Consider the following 20,281-nt stretch of genomic DNA (forward strand, 5'->3'; position numbering starts at 1 on the left):
CCAGTTTTTACGAGTACAGCCATGAATGCTAGAACATCGATGCTGCGCTCGATGCTGCCTTTACAAGGTGCAGGATTGGAGATCGGGCCCGGATACAATCCTCTGGTTCCAAAATCAGAGGGCTTTTCGGTCGAGACAGTGGATTACACGGATCAAGCAGGCCTGCGAGAGAAGTATTACAACAACCCACATGTCGATGTAGAGCGAATCGAAACGGTCGATCATGTGCTCGACGGATCGAAGACTCTTTTAGAGGCGGTTGGCAGGCCAGAAGGATTTTCTTATATCGTCGCCTCGCATGTTATCGAGCATACGCCAGATATGTTGGCGTTTCTCAAGTCTTGCGAAGGACTTTTGGCGCCACAAGGCATCTTGTTGCTCGCCGTGCCTGACAAAAGGCACTGCTTCGATGTCTTGCAGCCGCTGAGTAGCACGGGCGCGGTGTTGCAGGCCTATTTTGATGCCCGGACGCGACCGACGCCCGGCGCCATCTTCGATGACGTGGCTTACAACGCGGTGCGGGAGGGACAGATCGGATGGGGCCCTGAGGATCGGCGGGCCTTGACGTTCTTTGCTTCATTAGAAGCAGCCACATCGGCCTTAACGTCCGCCCGCCAAGATCCTGGCTATCGGGATGTTCATGTTTGGCGCTTCGTTCCGTCAAGCTTTCGGCTCATCGTCGGGGACTTACACGAAATTGGCGAACTCGGCCTGAGAGAGCATGAATTCTATGACAGCGTCGGCAACGAGTTTTACATCACGATGTCGGCGTCGGGGCAAGGATGCCCGATCGCCAGACTGTCATTGGCCAAACGAGCATTGATCGAACAAGCTGGAATTCTGCTAGACGATCTTTGATAGAGCTTGCCAAGCCGACGCTACCAATTGTCGAAGAGCGCGGCTTCGATGCAAGCCGCCTGCTGGTCCCAGCCAAAACGATCGCGTGCCTCGGCACGCGCGCGGGGCGCCACCTTTGCGCGTGTATCATCCAGATCGCGGACAATATCCGTCAAGGTCTCCTTCCAAACATGGGCCGAAGAGATCCAACCGTTACTGCCATGGTCGATCACATTGCGATACGCCTCGGTCGGAGACGCGACCGTTAGAGCGCCGACGATCGCGGCTTCGAACCATTTCAACTCCGACTTGCAATGCGTGAACGGGTTATCCTGCAAGGGAACGAGATTGATTTCAACAGTACCGATGGCGCGCTGAAGATTGACAAAATCTTGGAGCGGAAGAGGCTGGATTCGCGCCTGGTGCCGCGCCAACTCTGATCCCGGTTCCAGGAAGCCGACAATTTGCAACCAAATTGCGCTATTCTCATCCATGAGTTCGGCTATGGCATGAGAGACAAGACTGAAGTCGCGATTATGCGACGGGGAACCGCTGAAATAGCCGAGATTGATGCGGCCATCGCGAGCCCAACCACCGGTTTCTTTGGCCGACCAAATACGGTCGGATATCTCTTGTTGCTCTCGGTTCAAAAAATTCGGTAGGACGCGAGACGGCTTTCCAGACCAGGCTTCAGCACGTGCGCCGAGGTAGCTGTTCGTGACGAGAACCCCATCGGCCAGCGCAAACGTGGCGGCCACGCGGCCGATGTAGGAAAACCAATAGTCCCAGACGGCCGGGTTTCTCATGTCCAGGCCAAGGGTATCAATCAAGAGATGCGTATAGGCGGGATCGAAGACCAGATCATCGACGTCGAAAAGAATGCGCCGGCCTCTCGCTCGCGCTTGCGCGGCGAGGCGCGCGATCTGATCATTGTACAGAGAGTTGCGGCATAGGACGAGAATGTCGCAAGCGCTCAGGACTCGGTCCATTTGCTCGAAATCGGCGGCCGTGAACCAAGCGGCGGAAGGGCGTGCTGCGGATGCATGGACCGATAAGGACTGTGCAACATTATACGCGCGATACCGAAACGTGCTGGTATCCGGCACCGAATAGAAATAGGCGACCCTCGGCGACCCGCGGGTCAGCAAGGTCATACGATCATCGAAAGAAATGTCCCATGGCGCCTGATACGAGACGGATGGGATGCTTGCCTTATACACCAGGCTAGGCCTCTGACCAGTTGACGAAGCGGTCCAGCGCTGGTGCCATCGACGTTTCCCAATCCCGCTGCAATCGGCTTTCGGAAAAGCCTTGGGTCCGGAGAGCCGTATTGGCGGAGAGCGACGTCGCCTGGCGCAAAGCTGCAACCAAAGATGCGACATCAAGATCAGAGCAGATGATGTTCGATGAATAATGGTCGAGATTCCGCTTGGCGCTGAATCGATTGGTCACCACGACACCGCCGCTGGCCGCGAGATCGAGCGGAGGATAGCTCGGGTGTGGCGTATACATCAGCGATAATCCCACATCGATACCGCGCACGAAGTCGGCATATGTCGCCCAAGCCATTGGGCCCGGAATAATCGGCCTGGCGCCTCGTGGAAGAGACAGCTGGCCGCTCCCATGACCCGCGAAGTAGAAGTCCCAATCTTCGGGATTCAAGACATCCTCGTCGATGGCCGCAGATATTGCCTCAATGCCGCGCCAATAGAGGTTCCGCGCATTATGAGGGCGAGCATAGAAAAAGAACTTGCGCTTAGTCCCGGCTTCGCGCGGTACTTCGGCAGGTTGGTAGTAAAGACCAGCGGGAAAAGACGGCTCAAACGCAGTCGCATTGCGCATGAGGCCCTGATCATGAAAATGCCGAAGAAGAAGCTCGGAATTGACGAGATACAGCACGTCCGGCGCTGACAAGGTCTCGGTGCAGCGAAGATGATCGTCGCCCAGAGGATAGAACATGCGTTCGTCTTCCTGGACGAAATAGGCGATGCGTGCCTTTTGGATTGACTGCCGGGCGGCCCATGTCGTCCACCAGGAGGTTGTCAGGAAGAGGTCTTCGTCGGAAGCCGGAATATCGTGACCCGTCGGCCCGCCGGCGCGCGGTGCATAGATCGCATCGATATTGCGATCCCACGCAATCCCGTTGATCCTGAGAAGAGCCGCTATCGGGGCAGTGTCCGCCGCTTCAGTGCGCGTGACGAGCCTCAGACTGGCGTCCAATCGTTTTGCGGCGAGAGCCGCAAATATCAGGGCGGTGCCGACGCCGCCATAGAGGCTTCCGCCGCCAATGCTATCGGTGATGACGGTTAAGCGACGATGGGTATGGGGCGCCGCATAAACGGGGAGCGCCGAGAGATCTGGAAACCGAGCGTTGAACAATGCGCCGACCGTGACCAGAGCACCGGCATCGTCAGCAGACGCGTCGCCGCTCACACTTGATTGAACAATTTGCGGTGTCGATGGGGCAGGCAGCGGCAGCGGCTTTTCACCGTCAGCGACTGTGCCGTGAGCCATCGCGTGGAAAAAGATGCCGCCCGGCGTGCCCACGGCGTCGGGATGGCGTTCCTGATAAAGGCGAGTACTAAAACTTGGGCCAGGATCGCGGCCCTCTACACCGCCGAATTTGGCGTAATGTCGCGCGGGCGCAAGGCCACTCACGGCCACATCAGGATTGGCTGACAGATACCATGACGCGTCGAAGTAAGGGGAAGTGTTGAGCAGCCCGACGCGCGCGGCATGGTTGCGGAGACGGGCAGCGAGTTGCAGTGTGACGGTCCACCAGAGAAGTTTCAGGCACCGTCGCATCAATCGGCGGAGGGGGCGAGGGACCACGCTCACAGTCCGACGCACCTTCAGAATAGCGCGCCATGTCGTCGAATTAAGGACGGCCCAGCGCTCGGATTGAGCGACCAACATGGCTTGCCGCGCTGCCCCGACCTCGCCGCGCAAGGAGGCAATATCCATGTCAACCTGGGTCTTTACGGCCGCCAGATCAGTCTCGATTTTGTTCCGTTCCAAAACCGCGTGCTTCGCGATTTCGGTGACGTCGGAGGCAGCCGTTTCTGCGGCATCACGTGCCGCATGGGTCAGGACGATTTCATCTCGCAGACCGGCATAGCGGCGTCGTATGTCGTCAAGCTCACCTTGGAGAGCGGCGCTGGTTTCTTTCAGTTGGGCTTGGAGTACAGCACGAGTCTCTTCAAGTTCAGCCTGGAGCGCTGCACGCGTATGATCGAGAGTGGCCTCGGCGTCGGCAAGGGCGACCTGCAGGTCAGCCCGAGACGATTCGGATTCTGCCAACCGGTTCTGCGCAAGAGACATCGCACTGCCAACTTGCGACAACGCCACCCGGTGGCGAACGCGATCTGCGAACGCAACGAGTTCAAGGGGCGACCGTCCTTGCTCTGAGCGTTCCAAAATGTAGGCGTGAGGCGCGAGATAGCCGGCGTCATGCGTCACACTCGGTGCGAAACCGACCTCAGCCCAAAGTCCAAGCCAATAGGCCGTCGGACGAACATTCACATGCGTAGGTTCGTCAAGATCTGTGGGCGTGGATGAAAAAAGAATACGGGGCGCCGCGGCTGCTAATACCGCAATAGCGCGGAGAGCCTCCTCCTCTGGAATATGCTCCAGCACCTCGATACATGTAATCATATCGTATTCACCGCCGACGGGCTCGGCGATCGAGCCTACCTTGCACCAAGGGCGCACATCTGCCCGTACTTGGCTGATCGCCCAGTCCGAAATGTCGCGGCCATGCGCCTCAACCCCGCGGTCCCACAGGCATTCCACGAGAAGGCCGATGGCACAGCCCGCATCAAACAGACGGCGGGGCGCGAAAGACCTGACAATTGCGTCAGCGACACCCCCGAAGAAGCGAAGCCAGTGATCATTCCGACAATACGGTATCGAGCCGCAGTGAGAGGCGTAATATTCCGGGCCGTACAAAGTAGATAGATTGGAGTCAGAATGATCCGGCATGGGCGATGATATAAGCGCGACCACTTGCCCGAGCAAGCGTGATCTGCCGGCAAATCGGCACTGAGACGCCGGGCTCCGTGAGACAATACTGCCTCAATAGAGACAGCAGTATCGGGTATCGAAACAACAAACACGAACCTGGCCAATGGCTCGCGTGTCGGTGGCCAGTTCCATCAACGTCACCACGTCACGGGGGTCATCGCATCAGGCTGCTCGGTCTGTCGGTCAAAGACTCACAGGATTCGAGGAGGGGCGTGAGACCGGGCGATACGAGCGTCCCCAGAGGCCAGGGCAGTCCAGAGGTGTCACAGATCACGATCTAGCGATCGCCAGGCCGCATGAGGCTAGCGGCCTGGCGATCGCCATTCATGAAGCCCGCCAGGAGCAGTCCATGCCCGTGTGGATGACAAAACACTCACGAAACTGAGAACAAGGTTGTTTCATACGATGATCGGAGGATACCTTCGTTTCTGACAGTCTCGCTTGGAGGACGATGCGGCGATGGAAATCGGTTCAAGGTCTGCCACGGATATAGCCTGGATGGCGCCTCGTGGCCTGATATGAGTGCGGACGACCAACACCACGCCGCTATGATGCGTGCTCAAGCCATTGAAGAGCGTTTCGTGGCGATGCTCAAGACCCATGATCATACCAAGGCCACTCTGGAAGGCCAGCTTGAGGCGGCAGAAGCGATCGGGCAGGACGCTCGGCTCGCGGCGGCGGATCTGCGGGTTGACCTGGGGGATTTGAACCAGCGCCTCGGCGTCAGCGTATCCCAGCTATCAAGCCTGCGGGAGACGCATTTCAAAGTCATGCGGCAGCTGGATGTCATGGCGGCACAACTGGAAGCCAAAACATCCGCTGCGATACGGGCCGATATCCATGTCAGGGCCATCGAACAAGAGTTCGAACATCTCGTGGCGCGATCGAGCCTTCGGAATGCTCATATCGCTGGTTCGGTCACGATGCGATACAGCGCGTTGGTTCAAGAAGTGCAACGGCAAGCGCGCCAAGAAGACGCTATCTATGCGCTGGCGCGCTGGGCCTCCCGCATCGGCGTTCTGCTCGGTCTGCTCGGTCGTTCCAAACATCGCAGGATCAACATCATTACCGCCCACGCGACGCGTCTGGGCTTGCCTTTGGAAGACATCCAACATTTTATGGATTGGTTGACCCGGTCGCGGGTCTTGCTGGGTTTGACGCGACGCTCCTGGCGGTCGCGGGAGGCCCTGGTCGGATTGCAATTGTTCCGGGTCACGCAGCGTGACATCGACCGCAATCTACTCGTGAACGATGATATCAAAACGGACATCCAGCCTGTGCTTCAGTCTCTGTCCTGGGCCTGGTCCGCGCATTGGCAGCGCATGGCGGCGGGCGGGCAATGGAGCGCGAACGCATTCTACGAGGGCGTCGATTTTGAGAGCGACGCTGTGCTCGCCTGGGTGAAGAATGTTCCATCCAAATGGCCTTTGCCCGAAGGGGATGATGTTCATCGCGGCAGTATCGATACGCTTCGTAAGACGCCCCTCTTTAACGAACTTTCCTATTGTGCGCAGGCGGGTCTGAAAGTAGAGGGCCAGGATGCGATCCGACATTATTGCGTGATCGGGGAGGCGGTTGGTTTGAAACCGTCTGAGGCCTTCGATCCCGGATATTACGCAAACCGTTACGTTGATATTCTCCAAGCAGGCATGGGGTTTCTGGCCCATTATATTAGCAACGGACGTGACGAAGGGCGGAATCCCTTGCCGCCGGGGCGCATTCATTCAAATTGGATGCGATTTGACAGCCTTCGGCGGAACGTCGTGATCGTCCTCCACGAAACCTCTCGCAGCGGCGCTCCTATTCTGGGCTGGAACATCGCGTGTATGCTCGCGCAGCACTACAATGTCTTTACGGTTCTTCTGGGCGGTGGTGCGATTACTGCTGATCTACAGGCGGTGAGCGTCGAAACGCATGGCCCGTTCGAAAGGAATGATCGCCACCGGGTCGATTTGACCTATGCCCTCGCACCGCTCTTCGATGGCCGCGTCTTTCAATATGCGATTGTAAACAGCTCGGAATCGCGTGTGTTCGTCGAGATCTTTGCTCAACGACTTATCCCGACGCTGTTCCTGATGCACGAGTTCGGCTCTTACGTGAATCCACTTTCGGAATTGCGACGCGCCTTCAATTGGGCGGACGAAATCGTCTTTCCCGCGCGGATTGTCGCCCAGTCTTCTGAGGGCGTGCATCCGCCTCTCTTGAATAGACGGTTGGCGATATTGCCGCAGGGCATGTCGGAACTCCCGGCGGAAGACCGCTCCGATGAGCCGGCCGAGGCCAGCTTTTCGGAGCTCCGCAGCATCAAGGCGGATGGCACATTTCTCGTGCTTGGTGCGGGTAGCGTTTCCTTGCGTAAGGGCGTGGACCTTTTCATTGCCATCGCGGCTGCGGTGCGGCGGTCTGATCCTGCGCGGGGTCTTCACTTCGTATGGATCGGCCATGGCTATCGGCCTGACCGGGACATGAGCTATTCTGTCTACTTGCGTGAACAAGTGGTAAGATCGGGGCTGGATGACAGCATCACCTTCCTTGATGAGGTGCCCAATCTGGAACGCATCTACGCCCTGGCCGATGCCTTTCTGCTGACGTCCAGACTGGACCCCTTGCCGAATGTTTCAATCGACGCCGCGTGGCGCGGCATTCCGATCATCTGTTTCGAAGGGGCATCCGGTACGGCCGATCTTTTGCGGCAGAATCCGATTACGGCAACCGGCGTCGTTCCGCATCTGGATGTGCAGGCGGCGAGTGACGTTCTTGTCTCCCTCGCGACCGACCATGGCAGGCTGCAGACATTGTCGCGGGCGACGGCGGTTCTTGCCCGCAGCGTATTCGACATGAAGGCCTATGTGCAGGGACTGGATGCGCTGGGCACCGGCTGGGCGAATATCGCCCAGCAATGGCGAGAGGATGTTGAGACGATTTCACGAGACGAGGGTTTTGACCAGGACTTCTTTCTCGGCAGTGAGGTCGTGATCGAAGATCGTGACGAGAGCGTGCGGCGCTATGTAGCCGCATCCAATAAACTGGATCGGGATTCTGCTTGGCAGCGCCGTCCTGCCCCTGGGTTTAATGCGCGCGCGTGGCAGGATTGTCATCCGTCCGCGTCCGAGGCGGCATTTGCCGGGTTCATTCGTGCGGGCAAACCCAAGGGCTCGTGGCAGTTACCTGTGCTGCGCGGGAGCTTCACATCGGGATGTGCCACGGCGCCGGCCCTTCTCCACGTTGCAACCAATGACGCCGCTGGCCTGGTGCCGATGATAGGGCGTCTGCGTAAAAACAGAGGCCCGTTTGATCTTGTCATCAGTACCGACCGCAGCTCTTTCGTGCCGATCAGCCAAGTGCTTCGTGCGTTGGGTTGCGTCGCCACCGTGGTGGATGGTCGCCTCGGCAGCATGTCGTCCTTGCTGACCTATCTTGACCGTCAACCCGGCGATAGCCGCTATGAAATCCTGGGGCATATGAGTGCCTGGGCGGATGCTCCGCTGCCGAGCTGGCGTGACTTTCAGTGGGAGACGCTGCTGGGTGGGCGCTACCCGATGGCCGATGTCATCGTCAATGAGTTTGCGCGTGTCTCCTTATTGGGCCTGGTGTTTCCGGCTGAACCCTATCTTCCGGAATGGGACGACGCCACGCGTGTTCAGCTCAAAACCCTCGGTGCCGCGATCACCGGATGCCAAAGCGATCGCGCTTCTGACTACGATTTTCCGGAGGGAGGCATGTTCTGGGCGCGGCGCAGCGTGTTGGATTCGCTCCGCAGAGCGTTTCCGCGTGATCGGGCCGGCCAAGATGCGCGGACACCCTCGGATGAAGCGTTTGATCGTCTGCTGCCATGGGCCTGCCAATCGCTTGGCCTGACACAGGTCGTGACGACAGTCGCTGCCACAGGCTGGTGAATGGGCGTCGGGGTCTAATCGGCGTCGCGGTTGCCACGCCAGACCCTGACGGCGGCCGAAAGCTCGTCGTGAAAGCGGCGGCCGAGCGCGGGGTCACAGAAGCAGGCGAGGGCGCGATCCCGATTGGCGTGCCTTTCGCTGTCGATGGCATCACCGCCTGCCATGATCTCGCGAATATGGGCCACGATGTCTGAGGCGGTGGTGTATGGGCGGAAGCCATCGCCGCATAAGGCGCGCATCTCGGGGCGATCCGGCGCGATCACGCAGGCGCCGGCGCGCATCCCCTCGATGACCGACATCGGCATGCCCAAGGGCAAGTCGGGCACGACCGTGTAAAGAAGCACGGCAGTGCGCGACAGTACCTCGAAGACCTCGGCGCGCGGCATATTGATCGTCACGGTCGGCGGATGTGGACGACCGGCGGCCTGTTCCACCACATCATCGGGAACATGCTCGAAGCCGTTCGACCGCGCCAGGACGATCATGCGTTCGAGGTCGGAGACCTGGTCCATCACCCCAAACAAAAGCGGCCAGTCCTTCTTGGGCAGTCCCGCCGAAATGGAGGCGACCAGTGTCCGGTCCTGTGCCGGCGGCGGCATTGCGGCGTGCGTCGTGAAGATGGGCACGAGGGTATGGGCGCCTGGAACTTCGGCGGCATGATGCGGAAACGCCCAGACACCGACACAGGCGGGATGATCCCGAACGCGCATGACATCCGCAATGTCAAAGTCGAAGGAATGCACGCGCAATGCAAAAGGACGGCCGACACGCTTCAGGTGATCCAATTCGCCGAGGGCGTGGGATGTCCAATAGACGATGATGACATCGGGGTCATGGCCAGCGATCGCTTCGTCCAGGCCGGAGTAAATCGTCTGGCGCACCGGATAGGGCGATACCGATTGATCATAGGCCGCGAAAGCGACACTGGCACCCTGTGCTTCCAAAGCCAGCATCTCCTCCTCGATATAGGTTTCCGACATGAGGGGGAACAAGGCGTTATAGGACAGAACACGCATCGGTCTCGTGGTATGGATGCGCGATCGCACGATCCGATTTTCCTGGAGATAGGTCAGACGATCGCTGAGACGATTGGGGGCGTAGTTTGAATAGAGACAGGCGATAACAGGAAGTTCGAGCGGTGCCCGGGTCGCCGTGAGTCGCAGAAGCATGTCCCATTCGATGCTCGACCGCAGCGCCGGATCGAAACGCGCTTCGGGCAATCCGGCACGATGGGCAAGCACGTTCATGTCGATGTAATTGGATTGCTCCAACCGCTTGCGGTCGAAGGGCAGCCACTCAAGCGCCGGCATGGCGCCGGAAGGAACGCCGTCTCGCGCGGCACCATCTTCGATAATGCGCGCGCCATACAGAAGCTCCGTGTCCGGCCAGCGGTCAAAGCCCCAGGCGACACCCCGAAGCCAGAGCGGATCCATCAAGTTGTCATCGTCGAGATGCGTGATGATGGTGCCACGTGCGGCCTCCAGGCCGATATTGCGCGCGGCGCTTGTGCCGACACCCGTCGTGCGCAAAGCGCGAATGCGCGAATCGGCGAGGCCCGCCAGAAAGGATGCGGTCTCATCTGTGCTGCCGTCATTGACGACCACAATCTCAAAGCGCGTGTGACGCTGCGCCAGAACAGAGTCGATCGCCCGCGTCAGATAGGCGAGGCGGTTGCGGGTTGGGATCACGACGGAGATCAAGGTGTCGGACTCGACAGGGGCTTGGGCGAGCCAACGAACGACGGTCCATACCTGCAACATACGGGCAAGGGTCACCTGATGATCGACCAACTGTGCGCGCGGCCCGAGCGCTTGCAGCGTCGGTGAGGAAATCACAGGCGTGCTACTCAGGGAGGATACCGTTTGAGTCGTCGAGGCCAGCCAACGCCCCATGTCTCGCAACTGCGCCCCATGGGCGGTTCCAAGATCGGCAAGGCCGTGCTCGATGCCCTTGAGCCAAGCCGTATTAGTGGTGAGCGCCGCGGTATGGGCGCTTCCCAGATCGGCAAGGCCCTGCTCGATCCCCTGGAGCCAAGCGCTTTGCGTCGTCAATGCCGCCGCATGGCCTTCCAACCAGGCCGTTTGCCCCGCGATGGCGGCCCCGATCGCGTCCAGGTCGGCGCGCAACTCGACGTCTGTCTGCCGCGCCTCAAGCCTTGCCAGCCGGTCAGTGAGATCGTCTAGAGGCGTGCGCTCAGCCATGATCATCCCCGCCGATGGTCAAACGCCACGATGATAGACGCGGAAGATGGGATTTGGCCACTTTAGCCGCGCCGCATGGCGCGGCGGCTAGCCGAAGCGCTGCGGCGGCTGCGGAAAGCCGCCAAAATGGCTGCAGGTCTCGGCGGCGGCGTCGCGGCCTGCGGCCAGAGCCTGGGCCAGATCGCGCCCCGCGAGCCGCGCGGCCAGGAAGCTGGCGATGAAGGTATCGCCCGCGCCGAGCGTATCCACCACCGTCGTGGGCTTGGCGCCGATTTCGGCATGCGCCGTGCCATCCGACGCCAGACTGCCGAGCGCGCCCATTGTGACGACGACCAGCCCTGCGCCCTGCGCCAGCGCTTCGGTGAGCAGCCGCTGCGCCGCCGCGCGGGATGCGCCGGCGGAGGCGAAGGCGATGTCGAGCCCATCTGCACCGCGGTTGACGGCGAGATCCTGCGACACTGGAATGCCCATCGACATCAGAAGGTGCTTGGTGGCGCCCTCGTCATCAAGCCAGCCAAGATGGACGTGGCGCATCTGCGCCAGCCGCGCAAAGTCGCGGTCGGTGGGTCGATACCCACGACAGGCGCCGAACTCCTCCAGGCCCATGATCCGGTCCCCGGTGGCGTCGCTCGTCAATTCCGTAAAAGCCGTGACGCCATCACGCAGTTGAAGGCCGGCGATATCGACCTCGTTCTCGACAAGCCGGTCGATTGTCCTTTGCCCGTCATGATCGCGGCCGACAGCGCCGAAATAGGCCGACCGAAGTCCGGCCCGACGAAGCTGAACCGCGACGTTCAGCGCATTGCCACCGACCGTGGACAGGCCGATCGGCGGCCCGTAACGGTCGATGCAATTATCGCCGACTGCAGCGATCTCCGGTTCCACCGAAGCCTCAGTACGCCACGCGCTTGTAGTAGCGGCGTGTGGTGAGCGGATGGTCGCGTTTGACTTCCAGATGTGCGCTCAACCGCTCCAGTAGCGTCGCGAGCAGAACCGGGGAGATCAGGGCGCGGGTGTCTTGCGAAATTCCTGGCATCGGGAAATCCGCAGTATCGAGGACGGTGAACTTGTCGGTATAGCCTTTTGTGAAGGCTTCGACCCGATCCGCCAAGGGGCGGGCCTCATCCTCGCCCTTAAACAGAATGACGCTGACGCCAGGTTCCACGAGTTCAAGCGTGCCGTGGAAAAAGTCCGACGCATGAACGGGGCGTGTGCGAATCCACTGCATCTCTTCAAGGATGCACATGCCGTAGTAGAAGGCTTGCGGCCAGGCGGACCCGGCGGCGACCACAATATGATAGGGTTCGGTCCGCATCATCTCGGCCTCGTGCTCGGCACGCACCTCGAAACCCGCTTTCACATCCACCATCGCCTGCGGCAACAGCTGAAGTTCCGTGACGAAACGCGCGTAATCGGGGCATTCGTCGCCATGCCGCATGATCGAAAGGGCGATGAGCAAGGACTGAAGATAGAAGGATTCGCTGGAGGTATCGTCTTCGGCGAAATTGATCAGTGCATGATCGGCGGCGGCCAAAGGCGTGCCGGCATGGCCGATCAGGCTGATGATCGTGGCGCCCTGCTGCCGGCAATACTCCATCGCAGCAATGCTTTCCTTGGTCGTGCCGGACAGTGAGGGGATCACGACGATGGACTGTGCGCCAAGATGCTTGTGACCCGCAATGATCAGCTCAGCCGACACATCCATGAACGCCGCAAAGCGCGAATGCCGATTGAGCAGGAGCACCGCCGGCTGCATCAGGATGGCAGCGCCGCCGGTGCCGAGGAAGAAGATATTCCGGGCACCGGCTGTCAGACAGTCACCGATGATCGTGTCGATGCGCTCGGCCAGGGCGACGGCGCCCGATTGGATTCGCACGAAGCGCTCGGCGTCAAAATTCAACATTGGGATCTCTTGTCCTCATAGATGTACTTGTCAGACGTTTGACGAGTGCCATAGATGAGGTCCGAGTGTCAACGCAGAGCGTCCGGTCGCAACAGAGTCGACAGGAAGGTCCCGATGTCTGAAAGCGCCTGGGATGCTGCGGCAAACCGGCCGATGCCGCCCAGGAAACCGTGTGGCATGCCCTGCCATACATCGAGTCTGGCATCGACGCCGGCTGCCACGGCGCGTGCGACATAGCGGCGGGAATCGTCCAGCAGCACTTCGTCATCGCCGACATGCACGCGAACAGGCGGCAGACCGGCAAGTTCGCCGTTCAGCGGCGAGGCCTGAGGATGAGCCGGGTCGGCAGAACCGAGGTAGGATGCGATCAGGGCGGCAGCTTGGGGTCGGGTGAAATAAGGATCGGCCGCGGCCCGCGAGTCCCAGCTTTGTCCTGTCATGGCCAGATCCGTCACCGGGGACATCACAACCGTGCCCACAGGCGGAATGCCTGATGCGGTAGTGCGCGATAGCAAGGCCAGCGCCAGATTGCCGCCTGCCGAGTCACCGGTCAGCGCGATGCGTCGGGCGCTGTCGGCGGTGAGCGCGTCGTAGCAGGCTTGGACATCCGCGACGGCGGCGGGAAACGGATGCTCGGGTGCCAGACGGTAGTCCGGCACGAAGGCAGCCGCGCCGGCGCTGCGGGCGATATGCCCGACCAGGGCGCGGAACGCCTCCGCCGATCCCCAATTGAACCAGCCGCCGTGCAGGTGGAGGATGGTGGCATCAGGGCGAGCACCGTCCGGCTCGCACCACCAACCCGGAACGCCGCCAACGGTGTCCTGGCGGTAGGACACTCCTTCGGGTGCAACGACGCGCAGCATGATCGCGTCGAACGGGCCGCGTGCGCCCGGCCCCTGCATCTTGCCCTTATGCGGTTCCACCATGGCCCGCATGGCGGCCATTGCGCGCGCGTCTTCGGGTGTGAGGGGCCGTATGGCGCACCATGACTCGGCGGCCGTCAGCGTGGGATGGGTCAGCATGTACTACTCCTGCGCGGCATCGCGGCCGCATTAAATTTACGTGACGTAAAGTAAATTAAAGAATGCGATTGTCAATTCCCTTTACGGTGCGTTCAGTTAATATGGCCGTATGACCCGTCCTTTATCCGCCCGCCTTGGCCGCCCGCGTGGCGACATGGCGGAATCCCATCGTGCGATCCTCGATGCGGTGCATGACCTGTTGCAGGAAACCTCCGTCCGTGACCTGACGATGGAGGCCGTGGCCAGGCGGGCCGGTGTCGGCAAACCGACGCTCTATAAGTGGTGGTCGTCCAAGGCGGCTCTTGTGTTCAGCATGTTCCACGAGCGGCTGGCCCACGAAGGGGACGCCGAGGAGGCTGCGACGGTGGAGGCGGCCCTTCGCACCCGCATGAAGCACCTCATCCACGCCTTCAACGGGCTATTCGGCAGGGTGATGGCCGAGTTGATTGCCGAAGGGCAGAGTGACCCGGCTTTGCTGCGGGAGTTGTATGACCGCCACATCAGCCCGCGGCGCACTGCGATCATCGCCGACATCGAGCGTGGAAAAGCGAGCGGCGAGTTCGCGTCAGACACGAACGCGGAGCTACTGGTCGATACGATCTTTGGGCCGCCCTACTATAGGTTGCTGCTACGAACCGGCCCGCTGACTGAGACATACGGAGACGACTTGATCGACCAGGTTCTTCGCAGCGCGCCGATGGCTTTGCGAAAGTCATCGCCAGGGTGAAAACACCTATAGGACTTTCCACAAACCCGCAGAGTGCCTAAATTCACGCCAGATCTTACGTCTGATAAGAGGTTCAATGCTCAAGCAGCGTTCGTTGCGACAGACGAAGTCGGTAGGACAGCAGGCGCGCGACGCTGTCGTCGATATGATCCTGCGTCAAAACATGAAAGTCGGCGACAAGCTGCCGTCCGAGACTGAGCTGAGCCAGACCTTCGACATTTCGCGGCCGATGCTGCGGGAAGCGTTGCGTCTTCTGGAACAGGAAGGGCTTGTCCGCACCGAACATGGGCGCGGCCGTTTTCTGTCCGCGGCCTCGGCCCTGACGATTGCGCGGCCGATCACGGCCTATGAGAGCATCACCGTGATGTTGCGCGAGCTTGGCTACACGCCCGAGACGAAGGTGCTGTCGTGGCGGGAAGGCCGTGCCGATGAGGATGAAATTGCAGCGACGGCCCTCGGCTGCACGCCTGATACCAGCCTGATCTTTGTGGAGCGCTTGCGCGTTCAGGGCAGCGATCCCCTGGTCTATTCCATCGAAGTGGTGCCGCGCGATTGCCTGCCGGCGGGACTGGGTGCCGATGATCTGGCGGGATCGCTCAATGATTTGCTTGGCCGGCAACAGCAGCAGCCGCGCATGTCCTCCGCGTCAGTCACGGCGACGGACCTTCCCATGGGCGTCGGGGGGCTCATCAACTCTCATGAAAATCATTGTTGGCTGTTGATCACCGAGACCTGCCTGACGGATGAAGGGGTGCCGGTTGTCTATGCGCGCGACTATCATCGCGGCGATCTGTTTTCGTTCAATTTTTCGCGTCGCTAAAAGGCCCGACGCGCCTTTTGGGGCGCGTCGGTAGAACCAAAGGTTACTGGCCGGCTTTGTAATTGACCCAGCCGTCAGACACGGCCTTGTTGGCGGCAGAGGTGCGCGGGGTCTGCAGAATGATCCGCTTGATGGTATCGGCGGTCGGATAGATTGTCGGGTTATTCGCAATCACCGGCTGCACGGTGGGCATCGCCGCCGTATTGGCCATCGGATAGCCCAGCGAGTTGATGATATCGGCGCTCACATCCGGGGACATGATATAGTTCAGGAATAGCAGCGCATTCTTCGGATGCGGTGCGTCGCTCATCACCGCCAGATTGTCGATGTATTCCGGGGCGCCTTCAGTGGGAATGACGAATTGCAGCTTGAAGGTCTTGTGGGCGGCTGCGGCCTGCGCCTGAGCCTGGACATCATTGCCGACCCAGCCGACCGAGACGCAGATATCCCCTGCGGCGAGAGCATTCAGGTAGTTGTTGGAATCGATGGTGCGGACGGTGTCATGCACCTTCTTGATGGTGGCATAGGCGTCGGCGATGTCTTGCAGGTTCTGCGTATTTGGGCTCTTGCCGTCGTAGATGAGGGCGAGCTGAATCACGTCCTCAGGCGAATCGACATAGTTGATGCCGCATTTCTTGATCTGCTCGGCGATCTTGGGGTCGAACAGCAGGCGCAGGCTGTTGACCGGCGCATCCGGCATCACCTTCTTGATCATATCGGCATTATAGATGAATCCGGTATAGCCGATGATATAGGGCATCGTGTAGGCGTTCTGCGGATCGGTGCCGCTCTTGGCGATCTGGGCGAGAACCTTGGGGTCCAGGTTCTTCCAGTTGGGAAGCGCCGCTTTGTCGAGCTTGGCATAGATGCCGGCATGAATGCCGCGCGGGTAGAACATGGTGGAGGGCACCACCACGTCATAGCCGCTGTCGCCGGCCATCAGCTTGGCTTCCATCTCATTGTCGCTGCCGAAGGTGTCGTAATGCACCGTGATGCCGTATTTCTTCGTGAAATTCTTGATGGTATCGGGCGCGAAGTAATCGGCCCAATTGTAGATATTGAGGACCTTTTCCTTGTCCATGTCCTGAGCGCGCGCGCCATGAACGAGGAAGGTGGACCCCAATGCGAAAGCGAGGGTGAGGATCGATTTGGAAAGAAAAGACGTCTTCATAACCATCTCCTGTGAAAGGTTTGATCGCTTTCGTCTAATCGGCGCCCTGTTGAAGGGAACGCCGTCTTTGCAACAACCCGATGCCCAGGGTCAGAATACCCGCAGCCAGGACGAAGAGCGTTGCTATGGCATTGATGTCTGGCTTCACGCCGCGCCGGACCAAGGAAAAGATGAGCAAAGGCAGTGTCGTCGAGCCGGGGCCCGAGGTGAACTGCGTGATGACGACATCGTCGAGGCTGATGGAAAAGCCGAGCAGCCAGCCTGCGGCGATCCCCGGCGCAATGAGAGGAACGGTGACGAGAAAGAAGGCGACGATCGGCCGCGCGCCGAGATCGGCGGCGGCTTCCTCGAAAGATCGATCGAGGCCCGCCAAGCGGCCCTGCACCACGATCGTCACGAAGGCCGCCGTATAGGTGATATGGGCGAGCACGATGGTGGTCACGCCGCGATGGCGCGGCCAGCCGGTGAGGTTTTCCATGCCGACGAACAGAAGCAGCAGGGACACCGCCAGCACGATTTCGGGCATCACCAAAGGTGCGGTCGCCATGATCGCGAGCAGCGTGCGGCCCTTGAAGCGGCCGAAGCGCGACAGGATCAATCCGACGAGCGTGCCGATGATCATGGCACCGGTGGCGCTCAGGGCCGCGATCTCCACCGACAATCGTGCCGCATGCAGCACATCGGAATTATTGAACAACTCGCTGTACCAATGGAGCGAAAAGCCGCTCCAGACCGTTGTTGAGGTCGAGCCGTTGAAGGAAAACAGCACGACTAGGACAATCGGCGCATAGAGAAAGATGAGCCCGGCGATGAGCACGATGCGGAGCCGAACGCGAAGGGCGGGGCTCGCGATGATGCTCATGCCGCGACATCCGAGGCGCGGGCGCGCACACGCTCGACAAAGGCGAGCGGCAGAAGCAGCAGCACCACGAGGGTCACGGTCGCGGCGCTCGCGATCGGCCAATCCCGCGCAATGAAGAAGGAATCCCACAGCACGGGTGCGATCATCAGATTGACCGAGCCACCGAGCAGCTTGGGGATCAGATACTCGCCCGTGGCCGGCACGAAGACCAGCAAAGCGCCTGCGAAAACGCCCGGCATCGAGAGCGGCAAGGTCACGGTCCAGAAGGTTTTGAACGGCCGCGAGCCGAGATCGCTGGCGGCTTCCATCAAGGTGCCGTCCATCCGCTCCAGCACCGCATAAAGCGGCAGCAGGAAGAAGGGCAGGTAGCAGTAGAGCATGCCGATATAGATGGAGAGCGAGGTGTTTAGGATGCGCAGGGGATGATCGATCACCCCAAGCCACAGCAGCGTGTCGTTGAGGATGCCATTATCCTTGAGGATGCCGATCCAGGCGTAGATGCGCACCAGAAAGGACGTCCAGAAAGGAATGGTGATCAGCAGCAGCAGGCTCGGCCGCGCGGAGGGTTTGGCGGCGGCCACGGCATAGGCGAGGGGATAGCCCACGAGGGCGCAGAGCACGGTCGTGACCGCGGCGACCTTGAGCGAGCCGAGATAGGCGAGGACGAAGATGGGATCGCCGAACAGGCGCACGAAATTGCCGAAGGTGATGCTGGCCGCGAGCTGTGCGCCATCCCAGGAGAAGATCGGCGCATAAGGGGGAATCGTATCCGCCATCTGCGACAGCGAAATTTTCACGACCAGCAGGAATGGCACGAGAAAGAACACCAGGTACCACAGGATCACGCCGCCGGTGAGCAGGTGCCGGTTGTCCGTCCAACGCCGCGTGGGGTTGGCCCGGCTCATCGACCGACGAGAAGGCTGGCGGCGCTGTCCCAGCCGAGACTGACATCCGTGTCGCGCGGCAGAAGTGCGACGCCATGGCTTCCGATGGGCTGAGAGACTTGGACCACGCGGCCGTTCTCCAGGCACACCTGATAGATGCGTTTGTCCCCGACATAGGCGTGCGTGAGCACGCGGCCGGTTGCGCGGGCATCGACCACCGGTGGATTGGCGGGCGCGATGCGCATCTGCTCGGGCCGGATCGCCAAGGTCACGGCATCGCCGGCGACAAAGCCACGACTGACGGTGTGGATCTCGCCCAGCAGCGCGTCACAGGTGACTGTCGCCATGCCGGCTTCGACATGAGTGACGGTGGCATCGAATAAATTGACCGAGCCGATGAAGTCCGCCACGAAGCGCGTTGCCGGCCGTTCGTAGATATCTTCCGGCGTGCCGATCTGAACGACGCCGCCATCGGCCATCACGGCGATGCGCGTCGACATCGTTAGCGCCTCTTCCTGGTCATGCGTGACCATGACGAAGGTGATGCCAAGTTGCTGCTGAATGCCGATCAGTTCCAGCCGCGTACTTTCCCGCAGCTTCTTATCCAGCGCGGAGAGAGGCTCGTCGAGGAGCAGAACCTCCGGTCGCTTGATGATGGCGCGCGCCAAGGCGACGCGTTGCCTTTGGCCGCCGGACAGATGATGGGGCATCCGCCGTGCGAAGGTTGGCATCTTGATGAGGTCGAGCGCTTCGCCGACCCGCGTGCGGATCTCAGCCGTCTTCACGCCTTCCCGCCGCAGTCCGAAAGCGATGTTGTCTTCCACCGTCATATGCGGAAATAGCGCATAAGACTGGAACATCATGTTCACCGGCCGCAAATAGGGCGGCAGCGCCGTGACATCGCGACCGCCGATGACAACCTTGCCGGAATCACAAGATACGAAGCCGGCGAGGGCGCGCAGAAGCGTCGTCTTGCCGCAGCCGGAACTGCCGAGGAGGGAAAACAGTTCCCCCCGGCGGATCGTGAAGTCGATATCGCGAAGCGCCTGTATCGGTCCAAAGCTCTTATTGAGTCTTTGAATCTCGACATAGGGTTCGTCACGTCCGCTCAATGGCTAGGGCTTTGCATAGGCAACGGTCCGGGCCCGACAGGGCCATTTTCGCCGTCCAGCTTATGCGCTGTCTTGGTCCGCTCCACACATCACTCCAGCCTGCACGAGGTCAGACGTCAGACTAAAGCGGTTTAGGGGTGAGTCAAGCAGCCTGCTCGGTCAGGTCGGCGGCTGGAGCATTCGCATCAACTTTCGCACCGCGCTGTCCGGTGTGGTCAAGACAGGCCGCCCCGTCGCCGTCTCGACAGCCTGGCGCGCGCGCGCCAGGCTGAACTGAGCCAAGGCGATGACGTTGCACCCCGCAAGCGCTGCGGCCGCCTGCGCCGCTGATCGGTCGTGGCCATCGCCATCGCCGGCGTCCAGAAGCGACAGCGCGTCATGTGCCAGCGCGGGCACAATGGTCACGCCGGGGGCGAGCCTAGTGAACTCCTCGGGCATCGAGGCGAGCGTCGCCGGAAAGCTCGCCACCAAGCCGATCCGGCCGTGCGGCCCGGCGATGGCCAGAGCCTCGGCCACCATCGCCTCATTCGGCCGGAGAACCGGAAGCGGTGCCAGCGCTTCGGCGCAGGCCTCGATACAGGGACCGAAGGCCGAGCAGGTGAACAGGATGCCGTCCGCGCCGCAGCCGACTGCATAGCGCGCGAGCGTCAAAAACCGATCCGTCATGGCGGGGGTCAGCGCCCCCGCGCGCGCCAAATCCGCTGAGAGGCTGTCATCGAGCAGATTGGCAATCGTGGCGTCCGGCCATAACCGGGCAAAGGACTCCATCGCCGGCCCGACGGAATTTCGCAAGGCGTGAATCAGCGCGATCCGCATCAGCGCA

General features: G+C 60.7%; 16 protein-coding genes. 4 read left to right on the forward strand and 12 right to left on the reverse strand.

From position 1 onward, the window contains the following. Positions 1–21: 21 nt before the first annotated feature. Positions 22–858 carry a methyltransferase domain-containing protein gene (locus QP803_RS04715; RefSeq protein ID WP_284946551.1) on the forward strand — a complete coding sequence of 279 codons (837 nt, stop codon included), beginning with the start codon at positions 22–24 and terminating at the stop codon, positions 856–858. Positions 859–878: 20 nt separating this feature from the next. Here the strand turns inward: QP803_RS04715 and QP803_RS04720 are convergent, their stop codons facing one another. From QP803_RS04720 to QP803_RS04730, 3 genes are all read right to left on the reverse strand, one after another. After that, the gene (locus QP803_RS04720; RefSeq protein ID WP_284946552.1) at positions 879–1,991 is read right to left on the reverse strand and encodes a glycosyltransferase family protein; all 1,113 of its coding nucleotides are present in this window, start codon (positions 1,989–1,991) and stop codon (positions 879–881) included. Between the two features lie 70 nt (positions 1,992–2,061). Further along, the gene (locus tag QP803_RS04725) at positions 2,062–4,818 is read right to left on the reverse strand and encodes a rhamnosyltransferase WsaF family glycosyltransferase (protein WP_284946553.1); all 2,757 of its coding nucleotides are present in this window, start codon (positions 4,816–4,818) and stop codon (positions 2,062–2,064) included. 782 nt (positions 4,819–5,600) lie between these two features. Next, positions 5,601–5,975 (reverse strand): hypothetical protein, encoded by a 375-nt coding sequence (locus QP803_RS04730; protein ID WP_284946554.1) that lies wholly within the window; start codon positions 5,973–5,975, stop codon positions 5,601–5,603. Positions 5,976–6,182: 207 nt separating this feature from the next. Here QP803_RS04730 and QP803_RS04735 point away from each other — a divergent pair, with 207 nt between their 5' ends. After that, complete coding sequence (locus QP803_RS04735; RefSeq protein WP_284946555.1) at positions 6,183–8,756, forward strand: glycosyltransferase family 4 protein; 2,574 nt, start codon at positions 6,183–6,185, stop codon at positions 8,754–8,756. Between the two features lie 14 nt (positions 8,757–8,770). Here the strand turns inward: QP803_RS04735 and QP803_RS04740 are convergent, their stop codons facing one another. The 4 genes from QP803_RS04740 to QP803_RS04755 form a co-directional block, all read right to left on the reverse strand. Next, the gene (locus tag QP803_RS04740) at positions 8,771–10,957 is read right to left on the reverse strand and encodes a glycosyltransferase (RefSeq protein ID WP_284946556.1); all 2,187 of its coding nucleotides are present in this window, start codon (positions 10,955–10,957) and stop codon (positions 8,771–8,773) included. An 87-nt stretch (positions 10,958–11,044) separates the two neighbouring features. Further along, on the reverse strand, positions 11,045–11,842 hold the full coding sequence (locus QP803_RS04745) for a PfkB family carbohydrate kinase (protein WP_284946557.1): 798 nt from the start codon (positions 11,840–11,842) through the stop codon (positions 11,045–11,047). Between the two features lie 7 nt (positions 11,843–11,849). Beyond that, positions 11,850–12,860 carry an SIS domain-containing protein gene (locus QP803_RS04750; protein ID WP_284946564.1) on the reverse strand — a complete coding sequence of 337 codons (1,011 nt, stop codon included), beginning with the start codon at positions 12,858–12,860 and terminating at the stop codon, positions 11,850–11,852. 68 nt (positions 12,861–12,928) lie between these two features. Further along, a complete protein-coding gene (locus QP803_RS04755) occupies positions 12,929–13,882 on the reverse strand; it encodes an alpha/beta hydrolase (protein ID WP_284946566.1) in 954 nt (317 codons plus the stop codon). A 109-nt stretch (positions 13,883–13,991) separates the two neighbouring features. Here QP803_RS04755 and QP803_RS04760 point away from each other — a divergent pair, with 109 nt between their 5' ends. Both QP803_RS04760 and QP803_RS04765 read left to right on the forward strand, forming a co-directional pair. After that, positions 13,992–14,609 (forward strand): TetR/AcrR family transcriptional regulator, encoded by a 618-nt coding sequence (locus QP803_RS04760; RefSeq protein WP_284946568.1) that lies wholly within the window; start codon positions 13,992–13,994, stop codon positions 14,607–14,609. A 76-nt stretch (positions 14,610–14,685) separates the two neighbouring features. Next, entirely contained in the window at positions 14,686–15,429 is a 744-nt protein-coding gene (locus QP803_RS04765) for a GntR family transcriptional regulator (RefSeq protein WP_284946570.1), read from the forward strand. A gap of 43 nt (positions 15,430–15,472) precedes the next feature. On the opposite strand, the gene QP803_RS04770 is transcribed toward QP803_RS04765, so the two are convergent. From QP803_RS04770 to QP803_RS04790, 5 genes are all read right to left on the reverse strand, one after another. Then, positions 15,473–16,600, reverse strand: a complete 1,128-nt coding sequence (locus QP803_RS04770; RefSeq protein ID WP_284946572.1) for an extracellular solute-binding protein — start codon at positions 16,598–16,600, stop codon at positions 15,473–15,475. Between the two features lie 34 nt (positions 16,601–16,634). Beyond that, complete coding sequence (locus QP803_RS04775) at positions 16,635–17,462, reverse strand: ABC transporter permease subunit (RefSeq protein WP_284946574.1); 828 nt, start codon at positions 17,460–17,462, stop codon at positions 16,635–16,637. Beyond that, positions 17,459–18,367, reverse strand: coding sequence for an ABC transporter permease subunit (locus tag QP803_RS04780; RefSeq protein WP_284946575.1), 909 nt, complete (start codon positions 18,365–18,367; stop codon positions 17,459–17,461). Before QP803_RS04780 ends, QP803_RS04775 begins: the two co-directional genes overlap by 4 nt. Beyond that, entirely contained in the window at positions 18,364–19,458 is a 1,095-nt protein-coding gene (locus QP803_RS04785; RefSeq protein ID WP_284946577.1) for an ABC transporter ATP-binding protein, read from the reverse strand. The genes QP803_RS04780 and QP803_RS04785 overlap by 4 nt, the downstream gene beginning before the upstream one ends. Before the next feature lie 159 nt (positions 19,459–19,617). Beyond that, on the reverse strand, positions 19,618–20,274 hold the full coding sequence (locus tag QP803_RS04790; RefSeq protein WP_284946578.1) for an aspartate/glutamate racemase family protein: 657 nt from the start codon (positions 20,272–20,274) through the stop codon (positions 19,618–19,620). Between the last annotated feature and the right edge of the window lie 7 nt (positions 20,275–20,281).

It is taken from the genome of Acidisoma sp. PAMC 29798 (assembly GCF_030252425.1).
Lineage (GTDB): Bacteria > Pseudomonadota > Alphaproteobacteria > Acetobacterales > Acetobacteraceae > Acidisoma > Acidisoma cladoniae.

Bases quoted from the DNA above. Each gene is read 5' to 3' on its own strand.
- QP803_RS04715 (WP_284946551.1), top strand. From the start codon at position 22: ATGAATGCTAGAACATCGATGCTGCGCTCGATGCTGCCTTTACAAGGT.
- QP803_RS04720 (WP_284946552.1), bottom strand. From the start codon at position 1,991: ATGACCTTGCTGACCCGCGGGTCGCCGAGGGTCGCCTATTTCTATTCG.
- QP803_RS04725 (WP_284946553.1), bottom strand. From the start codon at position 4,818: ATGCCGGATCATTCTGACTCCAATCTATCTACTTTGTACGGCCCGGAA.
- QP803_RS04730 (WP_284946554.1), bottom strand. From the start codon at position 5,975: ATGTTGGATGTCTTCCAAAGGCAAGCCCAGACGCGTCGCGTGGGCGGT.
- QP803_RS04735 (WP_284946555.1), top strand. From the start codon at position 6,183: ATGGCGGCGGGCGGGCAATGGAGCGCGAACGCATTCTACGAGGGCGTC.
- QP803_RS04740 (WP_284946556.1), bottom strand. From the start codon at position 10,957: ATGGCTGAGCGCACGCCTCTAGACGATCTCACTGACCGGCTGGCAAGG.
- QP803_RS04750 (WP_284946564.1), bottom strand. From the start codon at position 12,860: ATGTTGAATTTTGACGCCGAGCGCTTCGTGCGAATCCAATCGGGCGCC.
- QP803_RS04755 (WP_284946566.1), bottom strand. From the start codon at position 13,882: ATGCTGACCCATCCCACGCTGACGGCCGCCGAGTCATGGTGCGCCATA.
- QP803_RS04760 (WP_284946568.1), top strand. From the start codon at position 13,992: ATGACCCGTCCTTTATCCGCCCGCCTTGGCCGCCCGCGTGGCGACATG.
- QP803_RS04765 (WP_284946570.1), top strand. From the start codon at position 14,686: ATGCTCAAGCAGCGTTCGTTGCGACAGACGAAGTCGGTAGGACAGCAG.
- QP803_RS04770 (WP_284946572.1), bottom strand. From the start codon at position 16,600: ATGAAGACGTCTTTTCTTTCCAAATCGATCCTCACCCTCGCTTTCGCA.
- QP803_RS04775 (WP_284946574.1), bottom strand. From the start codon at position 17,462: ATGAGCATCATCGCGAGCCCCGCCCTTCGCGTTCGGCTCCGCATCGTG.
- QP803_RS04780 (WP_284946575.1), bottom strand. From the start codon at position 18,367: ATGAGCCGGGCCAACCCCACGCGGCGTTGGACGGACAACCGGCACCTG.
- QP803_RS04790 (WP_284946578.1), bottom strand. From the start codon at position 20,274: ATGCGGATCGCGCTGATTCACGCCTTGCGAAATTCCGTCGGGCCGGCG.